The following is a 12397-nucleotide window of genomic DNA, read 5'->3' on the forward strand; positions in this document are numbered from 1 at the left end:
AAAGTGTTAGCTCACGTCACGTAGACGAGGTGCCAGCGGCGGGAGGGGTGGCTGTCGCAGGTGTACTGCAGCGCTTCGACGTTGTTCGCCTTGCTGACGCCACCGGCGATGGTCACGCACTTGCCGGTCCCGACATTCTTGATCCAGTAGTTGCCGGTCGTGCCGTCCTCGGTGAGGGTCCACGACCGCGACCGGTGGGTGTCACAGTTGTACTGCAGGGCCGTGACGTTGTTCGCCTTGCTGACGCCACCCGCGATGGTCAGGCACTTGCCGGTCTGGACGTTCTTGACGCGCAGTCCGCCGCCGACGCCCGACCTCAGCGTCCAGCGGCGGGAGGGGTGGGTGTCGCAGGTGTACTGGACGGCGTGGACGTTGTTCGCGGTGCTGACCCCGCCCGCGATGGTGAGGCACTTGCCGGTCTCGACGTTGACGAGCATCACCTGCCTGGTGTCGGCGGCGGCCTGCGCCGGAGCCGCGATCGCGGTCAGGCCCAGCGCCAGCGCGGCCACGGAGAGTTTGAGTACGGTGGAACGATCCATCTTGAGCTCCCGAGAGCTGGTGGGATTTTTTCCAGGATCCGGGGAGCCCGCCCGGTGTGGCGTGAGTCGACTCCTACTCAACTCGGCGGAACCTCGCGCGCTTTTGCTGAGAGCGCTCTCGCGTCTAGTGTGCGGTGCGGCCGCCTCGTGCTGGTGGTGTCGACGAGCAGGCGACGGCCGGCGCGGTCCTGGTCAACGTCCCGCCGGAGCTCGCGGCGCGGTTTCAACGCCGCTGCCCGCGGGTGGTGTCGCTCACCGCGACCCCCGCCACGCCACCGCCCGGGTCACCGTCATCTCTACCGTCGGCAAGCTGGCCGCCTTCACCGGACGCCGATGATCGGCTTGCTCGGCGACCATGTCACGGTGCTCCGCGCCCTCCTCGTCGTCGCCGCGCTGCAAGGGGTGGCCCTCCTCATCGCCGGGGCCACCCGGCCCCTCCAACCCGCACCGGCTGCTGCGCGCAGATGAGCGCCTCCCGGCCAATCCCCGGGCACGAGTGCGGGCCTGTCTCTCCCTGATGGCTCGTTAAACCTGTTTGCCGCGGACGGCCGCTTCGGTAGGCTCGCCGCGAATTGAGCGCCGCCCCCTGCGGCGCGGCCTTGGTGACGGAGGGGAGGCGGCCATGCGTCATCGCGTCGCCGTCGTTCCCTCGTCACGGTACGAGGTGATCCTGGTGTCTTCGCCGTCCCGGCGCCGGCTGCGCGGCCCGCGCTGGACGTCCGCGACGAACAGCTGACCTATCCCTGTCCCTGTTTCGTCCGGGATTCGCGCTGTCCTTTTCCGGATCATCGAAGGGCCCATGGGCATGCGTACCAACCTGAACGAGACGCTGGCCGGCGTTCGCAATCTCGGCATCCTCGCCCACGTCGACGCGGGCAAGACGACCGTCACCGAACGCATCCTGTACGCCACCGGCGTCACCTACAAGCGCGGCGAGGTCCACGACGGCACGACCGTCACCGACTTCGACCCGCAGGAGCGCGACCGGGGGATCACCATCTTCGCCGCGGCGGTGAGCTGCGCCTGGGACGGCCGCCAGATCAACCTGATCGACACCCCGGGCCACGTCGACTTCTCCCATGAGGTGGAGCGCTCCCTGCGGGTGCTCGACGGGGCGGTCGTCGTGTTCGACGGGGTCGCCGGAGTCGAACCGCAGACCGAGTCGGTGTGGCGCCAGGCCGACCGGTACGGCGTGCCGCGGATCGCCTTCGTCAACAAGCTGGACCGGCCCGGCGCCGACGTCGACGCGGTGGCCGAGTCGATCCGCGCCCGACTGCACGCGACCCCGCTGGTGATCCAGCTGCCCATCGGCCGGGAGGCCGGGTTCACCGGAGTGGTGGACCTGGTGCGGATGCGATCCCTGATCTGGTCGGACGGCGACGACACGGCCGAGGAAGGCCCCGTGCCCGAGGCGCTCCTGGACGAGGCGCGCCGGCGCGCCCGGCTGCTCCAGGAGGCGGTGGCCGAACGGCATCCGCTCGCGCTGGAGGAGTTCTGCGCGGAGTCGGCCATCTCGGCCCCGACGCTGACGGCCGCGCTGCGCGACCTGACCTGTTCCGGTGAGGGCGTGGTGGTGCTGTGCGGTTCCGCCTACCGCAACCGCGGGATCGAACCGCTGCTGGACGCCATCGGGGCCTACCTGCCGTCGCCGCTGGACGTGCCGCCGGTGCGGGGCACGCTGGACGGCGAGGCGGGGGAGCGGGCCGCCGACCCGGAGGCGCCGTTCGCCGGGCTCGTCTTCAAGGTGAACTCGACCGCCTCGGGGCGGCTGACCTGCCTGCGGGTGTATTCGGGGACGCTTCGGCGGGGGGACACGGTGCTTGACGTGGGCGCTCGCCGTACCGAGCGGATCGGCCGGATCCTGCGGGTGCGGGCCGACCGGCACACGGAGGTGGCGGTGGCGGTGGCCGGGGACATCGTCGCGGTGGCCGGGCTGAAGGCGGCCGCCGCCGGGGCCAGCCTGTGCGACCCCGCCGCGCCGCTCCTGTTCGAATCGGCCGCGGTGGCCGATCGGGTGGTCTCCGTGGCGGTCGAAGCCCGCCGGAGGATCGACGCCGACAGGTTCGGGTCCGCGCTGGCCCGGCTGGTCGAGGAAGATCCCTCGCTGGCGGTCCGGGCCGATCGGGAGACCGGTCAGACGGTGCTGTCCGGGATGGGCGAGCTGCATCTGGAGGTGGCGGTGGAGAAGGTCCGTCGCGATCACGGGCTGGACGTCAGCGTCGGCCGGCCGAGGGTGGCCTACCGGGAGACGGTCGCCCGTGGCGTGTCCGGGTTGCTGTACCGGCACGTCAAGCAGGACGGAGGGGCAGGTCAGTTCGCCCACGTCGTCCTCGACGTGGAGCCGGCCCCGGGAACGGATTTCGTGTTCCACTCGGCCGTCGTGGGCGGGCGGGTGCCACGGGAGTATGTCGGAGCGGTGGAGGCCGGCTGCCGGGACGCGCTGGCCGAGGGGCCCCTGGGCGGTCACCCGGTGACGGGCGTGCGGGTCACGCTCACCGACGGGGCCACCCATCCGAAGGACTCCTCGGAACTGGCGTTCCGCATCGCCGGCCGCCTCGCGCTGCGGGAGGCGCTGCGGGCCAGCCTGATGGTCCTCCTGGAGCCGATGGCCGAGGTGCTGGTCACCGTCCCCGCGGACGCCGTCGGCGGCGTGCTGGGTGACCTGTCCGCCCGGCGCGGCCGCGTCTCCGACTCGACCGTCAGGGCCGACACCGTGGTGATCACCGCGACCGTCCCCCTGGCCGGCCTGTTCGGCTACGCGACCCGGCTCCGCAGCCGGACCCAGGGCCGGGGCGCCTTCACCACCCGGCCCGCCGGCTACGCCCCCGCCCCGGGCGTACCTTCGACAGCCCGATAGAACGATGGCTCCCGGCCACACCGGCCGGGAGCCATCACCCCAGATCTGATCGCTGACTACGCTGGGTACAGCCACTTCAGTGCGGTGAGGCTCTTTTCGAGATACTTCTCCTGTCCCGTCCCGATGCCGTAGGCCATGTCCTCCAGGACGCTGCACCTGGCGTAGAAGACCGCGCGCGCGCTGATCGCGTCCACGTCGTGGATGTCGGTTCGGTAGGCGTTCAACGCCTGGTGTAAGGCCGCCGGGCCGAGATCGCGGTAGAGGAGGCCGAAGTCATAGGCCGGATCGACGATCGCGGCGTCGCTCCAGTCGATGACGCCGGTCACCGTCCAGGTGGCGGGGTCGACGAGAACGTGTTCGATTCCCAGGTCGTTGTGGGAGAACACCTGTGCGTATTCGTCAGCAGGTGGCGGCGCGTCAAGGAAGGCCTCCACGGCGGGGCGATGCGCTGCCGGTATTCTCTCTGCGGCCACGGAATAGGTGTCCACGGCCTCGCTGAGCCACAACTGTTTCGGCTGGTCATCAGTGGATACCAGGTCAGCCATGCGCTCGGCTGGAAGATGATGCAGCGCGGCGAGGAGTTCGCCCAGCGCGCCCGCGATGCCGTTGGCCGGTTGTTGCGCCGCGGGCACGTCGATCAGGGGCAGGCCGGGGAGTTTGAAGTAGGCCAGGCAGCCTAGTTCCGCGACCGTGAAGCTCGGCTCGGGCACGGGCAGCGGGGAAATCCCGGCCACGGCCGACAGAAGGCGAGCCTCGTCCGTCACTCGCGTGGCCCGCTCCTCCGGATCGGACTCCTTGGCGAAGCGCACGATCAACTCACCGTTGACCTCGTACGCGATGTTGTCCTCCCCCTCGCCGAGGAGCACCACCGACGCGATCCGATAGCCGGGCAGGTGCGCGCCCACAACGTCATGAACGTCTTGCATGCCCGCGACTTTAATACGGCGGCTGCGGGTTCCCCGGCCAACTGGACCATGCAGGTCACCTGTTGAAATCAACAGAATATTTAACAGTTTTAGGCAGAAGCATTGGAATTGGCTGCGCAGAGTGGATAGGAGTGGCAATTTTCAGGAGGAACCGTCAATGGTGGCTGTCAGCGAAGGAGACATCGCCGCTGCTCGTGAGCGCTTCTTCGCCGACGAAACCGTTGAGAGCGGCGTGCGCGAACAGGTGCTGACATCATGGCAGCGGTGCCGGAGCCTGGGCCTCTCTCCTGAGCGCGCGCCCTACGTGTACCACCCAGACGTTGACATGGACGGCAGGCTCGTCCGTGCCGCCCGGCCCGTGCTCGATCAGCTCGAATCCCAGCTCTCCGGCATCAAGGTCAGCGCGCTCCTCTTCGACGAGAAGGCGAGGATCCTGCGGCGCAGCGGCGGGGAACCGGAAATCCTCAGATTGCTCGACGACCTGCCGGCCCTGCCCGGTTTCGGGTGCGCCGAGCAGATCATCGGCACCAATGGCACCGGCACCGCGCTGGTCGAGCGTCGTCCGGCCCTCATCCGGGGGCGGGAGCATTTCGCGGAATCCCTGCGGCTGCTGGCGTGCGCCGGCGCTCCCATCCGCGACCCGATCAGCGGCCGCATCCTGGGCATACTGGATCTGACGTGCCTGGACCGGGACGCAGACCCGGCGATGCTCGGCCTGGTCACCGAGGCGGCGGTCCGCATCGAACGACGCCTGTTCGAACAGACATCAGAACGGGAGCGTGCGCTGCTGCGGGCATTCCTCGACGCCACGCATCGGGCGGGTGTCGTACCCGTCGACCTGCTGCCCACGCACGATCGGCTGCGCCTGCTGGAGAAGGCCACGGAGCTGATCTCCATCGGCCATGTGGGCGTGGCGATGGTGCAGCTGTCGGGGGGCCGGGCCGCCACGCTGCGCTGCCGTTCTGTCGACGATCTCGCCGGGGGGAGCGGCATCGCCGTGGAGGCCGTCATCGACGGCAGCCCGGCCGGGCACGTGGCGTCCGGCGAGCCCAGGGCCGGGTCGCCGGCGCTGATCGGCCGGTCGGCACCCGCCGCCGTGCTGAAAGCAGCCACTCCAACCGTCTGCGCCCCCCTGGCCGCTACCGAGGGATGGCTGCTGGCCGTGAGCGAGCCGGGCATCGGGCGGCTGGCTTTGCAGGCACGGGAACGGCTCGGCCTGCTGTGTGAGGCCGGCGCGCGGATCGGCACCACCCTGGAGGTGACCAGGACCGCCGAGGAACTCACCGAGATCGCGGTCCCGCGGTTCGCCGACTACGCCGCCGTCGACGTGCCCGCCTGGGTGCCGCGCGGCCGCGAGCCGTCCGCCCCGGACGCCGGGCTGTTCCGCATCGCCCTGGCCGCCGTCCGGCCGGGATCCTCCCTGTACGGGATCGGCTCGCTCATCCACCCGCTGCCGTCCACCCCGCACGCGCGCTGCCTGGCCACCGGGCAGCCGGTGCTCGAACCGGCGCTGGAAACCGTGTTCGGCTGGATGGCACAGGATCCCGAGCGCGGCCAGAAGGTGTGCGAGCAGGGCGTGCACTCGCTCCTCGCGGTGCCGATGCAGGCCCGCGGCGTCACCCTCGGGGTGGTCAGCTTCTACCGCGCCCAGCACACCGGCCCGTTCGAGGACGACGACGTGACCCTGGCCGCCGAACTGGTCAGCCGCGCGGCGGTGTGCATGGACAACGCCCGCCGCTACACCCGCGAGCACACGATGTCGCTGGAGCTGGAACGCGCCGCCGAGTCGTTGAAACAGTCGCTGGAGAGCCAGCGGCGCTTCACCACCGACGCCTCCCACGAACTGCGCACCCCCCTGGCCGGGCTGCGGGCCCAGCTGGAAGAAGCCCAGCTCCATCCCGGCGAGACCGACCTGGGCGAGCTGCTCGACCACGCGCTGGGCGATGTGGACCGGCTGCAGGCCCTCGTCACCGACCTGCTCCTGCTGGCCAAGATCGGGGTCATGCCGGCCAGCGCGCTGGAGCACGTCGACCTGGCCCGGCTGGCCGAGACCGAGACCGCCCGCCGCACCGGCGACAGCCATCCCATCCGGCTCGACCTGCGGGATGGGGTGATGGTCGACGCCGTACCCATCCAGATCGTCCGCCTGCTGCACAACCTGCTCGACAACGCCCACCGCCACGCCGCCAGCGGCGTCACCGTGGGTGTCCACCGCGTCGGCGACCGGGCCGAACTCACCGTCACCGACGACGGCCCAGGGGTGCCGGAGGCCGAACGCGACCACATCTTCGAGCGCTTCGCCCGCCTGGACACGGCCCGCAGCCGCAACCAAGGCGGTTCCGGCCTCGGCCTGGCCATCTCCCGGGACATCGCCCACGCCCACCACGGCACCCTCCACGTCGAAGAGGCGCCCGCGCACGGCGCCCGCTTCGTGCTCCGCCTCCCGCTGTCCTAGTCAGGATCGGTCGAGCAGCCGGGCGGGCTCCCGTACCGTCATGGCGGCGATCGTCTCCGCCGGGATGCCGCGGCGGGCGAGTTCGGGCACCATCCGGCCGAGGGGATGGGCGAGCCCGCCGCCGCCGTAGCGGGTGAGCTGGATCTTGGTCCAGGTGGATCCGCCGATCACCCACCGGCTCGCCGGGTACGCGTCGAGGAAGCGCACGAGGAAGTCCAGCCGTTCCCGGTCCGACGGGTTCTCCACCCGGCCGAGGTGCTGGAATTCGGTGCCGAAGCACATTTCGAGTGTCGCTCCGGCGGCGGACAGCTCGGCGAGGTACGGCGCGTCCAGGAACTCGTCGCAGTTGGTGAAGAGCACCTTGTCCGCCGCCGTCCCCTGCCCGGTGAGGAGCTCGACGACGTCGACTCCGGATCGGTTGTCCGGGTCGAGCCGGACGGTGACGGCGGCTCCGGTCCGGGCCGCCGCCCGGGCCGCGGCGCGGAGCCGGGCGCGTTCGACGCCGGTGACGGTGCCGGTGGTGCCTATGATGCCGAGGAGGCCCGCGCGGTAGCCGGTGCCCGGGACGTGGTCCTCAAGGGCGCCGGTCAGGTGTTCCTCGAGCGCGGTCTCGTCGAGCGCCGCGGCCCATTCGGGCAGCACCGAGGACAGGTAGATCCCGTACGCGGCCACGACGTGGACCCCGGAGCGGCGGGCGAGCTCCGGCAGGCGGTCGTGCCCGGGTCCCAGGCCGACGCTGGTGGCCTCCACGACGGTGCCGACACCGGCGGCGCGGGCCAGGACGAGCTCCTCGACCGCGGTGTCCGCGCAGTCCAGCCGCAGGTTGTCGGCCAGGGCGAGCGCGTTCCAGCGCAGGTAGCCGAGCACCTCCGGGCGCACGTCCGCGTGCTCCGGGGCCGGCTCGGCCACCCCGTCCCGGCGCAGGCCGCTCGCGTCCAGGAGCAGATGCTCGTGCATGTCGACGGTGCCGAGCGCCTCGGCGGGGACGGGCCCGAGCACTGTCTCGATCACGCGACGACCAGTTCCTGCGCGTCGTCCGCCGTCGCGGCGATGACGTGCACCCGGTCGGGGTGGGCGCAGCCGAGCCGGACCCGGGTGCCGTCCAGGAGGGCGGCGGCGTCCGTCTGCGGGGGCAGCGAGCACACGACGCGCCGGCCGGTGTCGCTGACGACCTCGAGCCGGAACCGCGAGCCCTGGAAGCTGAGCAGCCGGACCACCCCGGAGACCGACCACGCCCCGGCCGGTTCTGTCCCGGTCAGGACCCGCAGGTCCTCGGGGCGGATGACGGCGGTGCCGGTGCGGCCGTCGGTGACGCCGTCCGGGAGCAGTTCGCCGCCGCGCGCGGGGAACAGGTTGGCCTCGCCGACGAAGCGGGCGACGTACTCGGTGGCCGGTTCGCGGTAGATGTTCTCCGGCGTGTCGATCTGGACGAAACAGCCGTCCCGCATCACGGCCACCCGGTCCGACATGGTCATCGCCTCGGCCTGGTCGTGGGTGACCGAGACCGTGGTGATGCCCACCTGCCGCTGGATGCGGGTCACCTCCACCTGCATCTGCTCGCGGAGCTGCTTGTCGAGCGCGGCCATCGGCTCGTCGAGCAGGAGGATGCCGGGGCTGGCGGCGAGGGCGCGGGCCAGCGCGACGCGCTGCCGCTGGCCGCCCGAGAGCTGGGCGGGCCGCCGGTCGATCAGCTCGCCGAGCTGGACCAGTTCGAGCATCTCGCGGGCGACCCTGGCCCGCTCCGCGGCGGGGCGGCGGGCGGCGCGCAGCGGGAAGGCGACGTTCTCGCCGACCGTCATGTGCGGGAAGAGCGCGTAGGACTGGAAGACGACTCCGACGCCGCGTTTGCGCGGCGGGCGTTTCTCCACGTTGGTCCCGTCGAACGCGACGTGGCCCCGGTCGATGCCCTGCAGGCCGGCGATGACGTTGAGCAGCGTCGACTTGCCGCTGCCGCTCGCGCCGAGCAGGGTGACGAACTCGCCGGGCCGGGCGTCGAGGCTGACGCCTTTGAGCACGTGGTTCTGGCCGAGGGTGACGTGAACGTCCTGGATGGAGAGAGCGACGGTCATGCCGATGCCTTTCGCCGGAGCCGGGCGGCTCGGTTGCGCCGGTTGGACCCGAGCTGGGCGCCGCCGAGGACGACGATGGCCAGCAGCGAGACCATCGTCGAGGCCGCGGTGAGCTCGGGGGAGAACGCCTCCTGGGAGGCCGTGAACATCTTCAGGGGCAGGGTCTGGGTGCCCGGGGGCAGGAGCAGTACGGAGAGGACGACCTCGTCGAACACGACGGTGAAGGCGAACAGGGCGCCGCCGAGGATGCTGGGCAGCAGCGGCGGCAGCTCGATCCGCCAGAGGATCATGGGCCAGGACGCGCCGAGGGTGCTCGCCGCCGGCCGCAGCGACGGGTCGCCGCCCGCGAGCGCGCTCGACACCAGCGCGAACACGTACGGCACCGCGAGCAGGGTCTCCCCGAGCACCAGGCTGACCAGGGTGTCGTCGAGGAACGGCAGCTGCCGGTCGACCGACCAGAGCCCGACCGCGTACGCGATGGGGGGCAGCGCGATCGGCGCGATGAACAGGGTGCGCACCCACCGCTGGAGCGCGCGGGATCGGACCCGGGTGAGGCCGAGCGCGCCGAGGGTGCCGAGCACCACGGAGGCCGCCGTGGCGATCACCGCCACCACGACCGACAGCCAGAACGAGTTCAGCCACTGGCGGTCGGTGAGCACCGTCGCGTACCACTGGAGGGAGAACCCGGTCGGCGGGAAGAGGATGAACGAGCCGGACGTCCACGAGGTGGCGACGACCACCAGGAACGGGACGAAGAACAGCAGGCTCGCCAGCAGCCCGACGGCGATGACAGGCGCCCGGTACCAGCCGATGGCGCGGAGCAGTGAACGGTCGTTCATCGGGTCAGCCCCACTTCTCGCTGACCTTGAACAGGCGGTCGGCGACCAGGTAGATCGCGATGGTGCCGCCGACCAGCAGGATGCTCATCGCGGCGCCGAGGTCGGGGCGGCCGGCGGTGCGCAGCTGGCCGGAGATGACGCCGGAGACGGTCATGTTGGTGGGGCCGCCGAGCAGGAGCGGGGTGACGTAGAAGCCGAGCGCCATGACGAAGACGAGGACGCCGCCGCTGATCATCGCGGGGGTGATGGCGGGGCGGATGACGGCGCGGAAGGTGAGCAGCGGTCCTGAGCCGAAGACCGCGGCGGCGTTGAGCTGCTCGCGGTCGATGGCGGCGAGGGCGGAGGCGATGGGGAGCACGGCGAACGGCAGCATCACGGCGACCATCGCGGGATACATGGCGATGGCCGTCTGGTAGACCCCGAGCGGCTCGTCCATCAGCCCGAGCATGTCCCCAAGCCAGAAGATCGCGCCGCGCGGCAGTTCGAGCAGCATCCAGCCGAAGGTCCTGACCATGATCGAGGTCCACAGCGAGAGCAGCAGCGCCGCGACGAGCAGAAACTTCAGCCAGCCCGGCGAGACGGCGACGGCGGTCGCGTAGACGGTGCCGAGCAGGACGGTCAGCGCCGTGACGACGAGCGCCATCAGCAGGGTCCTGGCCAGCGAGTCCAGGAAGACGGGCATCGTCAGGGCGGCGGTGAAGCTGTTGCCGCCGGTCTCGTTGTCGAGGGCCCGGATGACCAGGGCGGCCAGCGGCACCCCGAGGGCGACCGCGAAGAAGGCCAGCGGCGGCCAGAGCAACCAGCGGGCCTCCGCGCGGTTGCGCCCCGGTTCGTGCCGGTCCGCCGGGGCGGCGCGTTCCGGGGGAGCGAGTTCGCCGGTCGTGGTGCTCACCGCGACCCGCCGGGCGTCGCGTGTGATCGCTTGCGGTATGGGGTCACTACGCGTTCTCCTTAGCGAGTCACGATGATTGGGGATCCAAAAACATGGATGTCGGATCCGAAGCTACTGGGCGTGCGTATCGGCTGTGTTACAGCTCGGCCTCGTCACACCGCGTCCCGGCTCTCGAAGGTCGGCCACAGCTCGACGGAGTTGCGCCGGGAGAGGCCGGTCACGCCCATGGTGGCACGGGCGGTCGTGCCGATCTCGGGGCCGAACACCTCCAGGAACAGATCGGACATGCCGGCCGCGACCAGGTGGTGCTCCTCGAACTCCGGCACGGCGGCGACGAACACCTGGACCCGGGGGATGGCGGTCACCTCGTCCAGGGAGCCGATGGCGTACCTGACCATGCCGAGGCAGTTCACGGCCGCCTGCCGGGCGGCGGCGTAGCCCTGCTCGACGGTCAGGCCGGCGCCGAGCACGCCCGGGTGGAGGCGTTCGCCGTCCCGTGACTCCGAGGTGATCCCGCCGAGCAGGACCAGGCGCCCGGACCGGTGGAACGCCTTCACGGCGCCGTAGCGCCGGCCGTACGGCGGGTCGGCGTAGTCGGGGATGGCGAGCCCGAGCTCGGCTGCCCGCTGCTCTGGGGTCGAATCGGTCACAGCACTCCTCCGAAAATGGACGGAACCCCTATTATTGGATCCCAAGTTGGCGATTGGGAATCCATAATTCGGACTCTTTGGCAGCGAAGCCCCCGCGCCACCCCCTTCTCAGCCCGACCGGAGGTATCGCATGGCTGCGCTCACCAGCGTCAACAGCGTGACGGGGCCGATCGGCCCCGCCGAACTCGGCGTGACCCTGCCGCACGAGCACGTCTTCATCAACATGCTGCGGACCGCCCCCAGGGACGGCCTGCTCAACGTCTGGGAGGAGCAGGAAGCCGAACTGCGCCGGTACGCCGAGGCCGGGGGCACCACCATCCTCGACGTCACCAACGGCGAGCTGAGCGAACTCGCCGCCCCGCTCTTCTGGGGCGAGGAGGAGGGCCCGGCGATCAGCCCGCACCAGGACCCGGTCACCGGCTCGCGGTCGCCCGCCAATGTGCTGGCCACCAAGGCGATGGCCGAGACCGTCGGGCTCGCCGTGGTGCTCGGCACCGGCCACTACCACGACAGCTACCTGCACAGACAGTGGTTCGAGAGTACCCCGACCAACCGGCTCGCGGACTTCCTGATCCGCGACCTCGTCGACGAGATCCCGGGCACCGGGGTGCGCGCGGGCTTCCTGGGCGAGATCGCCGCCGACCACGCCTACGTCACCACGGCCGAGGAGCGCTCCTTCCGCGCCGCGGGACGGGCCGCGCGGGAGACCGGCGTCATGATCAGCACCCACGCGCCGACCCACCCCGTCGGCCTGGCCCAGCTCGACATCCTGACCGAGGAGGGCGTGCCGCCGGAGCGGATCGTCATCGGGCACGCCGACACGGTCAAGCACATCCGCTACTCGCTCGAACTCGCCCGCCGGGGCGTCTTCGTCCAGTACGACTGCCTGATGACCTGCCGGATCGGCGGGCACCTGGTCATGCCGGAGCTGGAACGGCGCATCTCCTACCTGCTCCAGCTGGTCGACGCCGGATACGAGGACCGGATCCTCCTCTCCCAGGACGTCTGCGCCCGCTCGCACCTGCACCTCAAGGGCGGCCCCGGCTACGCCTTCCTGTTCACCGACTTCTTCCCGCTGGCCGTGGCCCGCGGCCTCGACCCCGGCCTGATCCGCAAGTTCACCGTGGACAATCCCCGCCGGGCGCTGTTCGGCGGCTGACGTCGCGGATT

11 protein-coding genes are annotated in these 12397 nt (G+C 71.0%); 4 read left to right on the forward strand and 7 right to left on the reverse strand.

Annotated elements, in window-relative coordinates; all coding sequences use genetic code 11:
* Positions 1–11: 11 nt before the first annotated feature.
* Positions 12–539 (reverse strand): RICIN domain-containing protein, encoded by a 528-nt coding sequence (locus ABGB08_RS27850; RefSeq protein ID WP_347595505.1) that lies wholly within the window; start codon positions 537–539, stop codon positions 12–14.
* Between the two features lie 333 nt (positions 540–872).
* Between ABGB08_RS27850 and ABGB08_RS27855 the strand changes: the two genes are divergently transcribed.
* Positions 873–1007 (forward strand): hypothetical protein, encoded by a 135-nt coding sequence (locus tag ABGB08_RS27855; protein ID WP_347595508.1) that lies wholly within the window; start codon positions 873–875, stop codon positions 1005–1007.
* A gap of 337 nt (positions 1008–1344) precedes the next feature.
* Positions 1345–3396: an elongation factor G gene (gene fusA, locus ABGB08_RS27860; RefSeq protein WP_347595511.1), complete on the forward strand. Its 2052-nt coding sequence runs from the start codon at positions 1345–1347 to the stop codon at positions 3394–3396.
* Between the two features lie 56 nt (positions 3397–3452).
* On the opposite strand, the gene ABGB08_RS27865 is transcribed toward fusA, so the two are convergent.
* On the reverse strand, positions 3453–4322 hold the full coding sequence (locus ABGB08_RS27865; protein ID WP_347595514.1) for an aminoglycoside phosphotransferase family protein: 870 nt from the start codon (positions 4320–4322) through the stop codon (positions 3453–3455).
* 157 nt (positions 4323–4479) lie between these two features.
* Here ABGB08_RS27865 and ABGB08_RS27870 point away from each other — a divergent pair, with 157 nt between their 5' ends.
* Positions 4480–6777: an ATP-binding protein gene (locus ABGB08_RS27870; protein ID WP_347595517.1), complete on the forward strand. Its 2298-nt coding sequence runs from the start codon at positions 4480–4482 to the stop codon at positions 6775–6777.
* Here ABGB08_RS27870 and ABGB08_RS27875 read toward each other — a convergent pair whose 3' ends face one another.
* From ABGB08_RS27875 to ABGB08_RS27895, 5 genes are all read right to left on the reverse strand, one after another.
* A complete protein-coding gene (locus ABGB08_RS27875; protein ID WP_347595520.1) occupies positions 6778–7788 on the reverse strand; it encodes a hypothetical protein in 1011 nt (336 codons plus the stop codon).
* A complete protein-coding gene (locus tag ABGB08_RS27880; protein WP_347595523.1) occupies positions 7785–8846 on the reverse strand; it encodes an ABC transporter ATP-binding protein in 1062 nt (353 codons plus the stop codon). Before ABGB08_RS27880 ends, ABGB08_RS27875 begins: the two co-directional genes overlap by 4 nt.
* On the reverse strand, positions 8843–9685 hold the full coding sequence (locus ABGB08_RS27885) for an ABC transporter permease (protein ID WP_347595526.1): 843 nt from the start codon (positions 9683–9685) through the stop codon (positions 8843–8845). Before ABGB08_RS27885 ends, ABGB08_RS27880 begins: the two co-directional genes overlap by 4 nt.
* A 4-nt stretch (positions 9686–9689) precedes the next feature.
* A complete protein-coding gene (locus ABGB08_RS27890; protein ID WP_347595529.1) occupies positions 9690–10577 on the reverse strand; it encodes an ABC transporter permease in 888 nt (295 codons plus the stop codon).
* 152 nt (positions 10578–10729) lie between these two features.
* Positions 10730–11227, reverse strand: a complete 498-nt coding sequence (locus tag ABGB08_RS27895; protein ID WP_347595532.1) for a RidA family protein — start codon at positions 11225–11227, stop codon at positions 10730–10732.
* Positions 11228–11357: 130 nt separating this feature from the next.
* Between ABGB08_RS27895 and ABGB08_RS27900 the strand changes: the two genes are divergently transcribed.
* Positions 11358–12386 carry a hypothetical protein gene (locus ABGB08_RS27900; protein ID WP_347595535.1) on the forward strand — a complete coding sequence of 343 codons (1029 nt, stop codon included), beginning with the start codon at positions 11358–11360 and terminating at the stop codon, positions 12384–12386.
* Positions 12387–12397: the final 11 nt, after the last annotated feature.

Source organism: Acrocarpospora sp. B8E8, assembly GCF_039871605.1.
GTDB classification, from domain to species: Bacteria; Actinomycetota; Actinomycetes; order Streptosporangiales; family Streptosporangiaceae; genus Acrocarpospora; species Acrocarpospora macrocephala.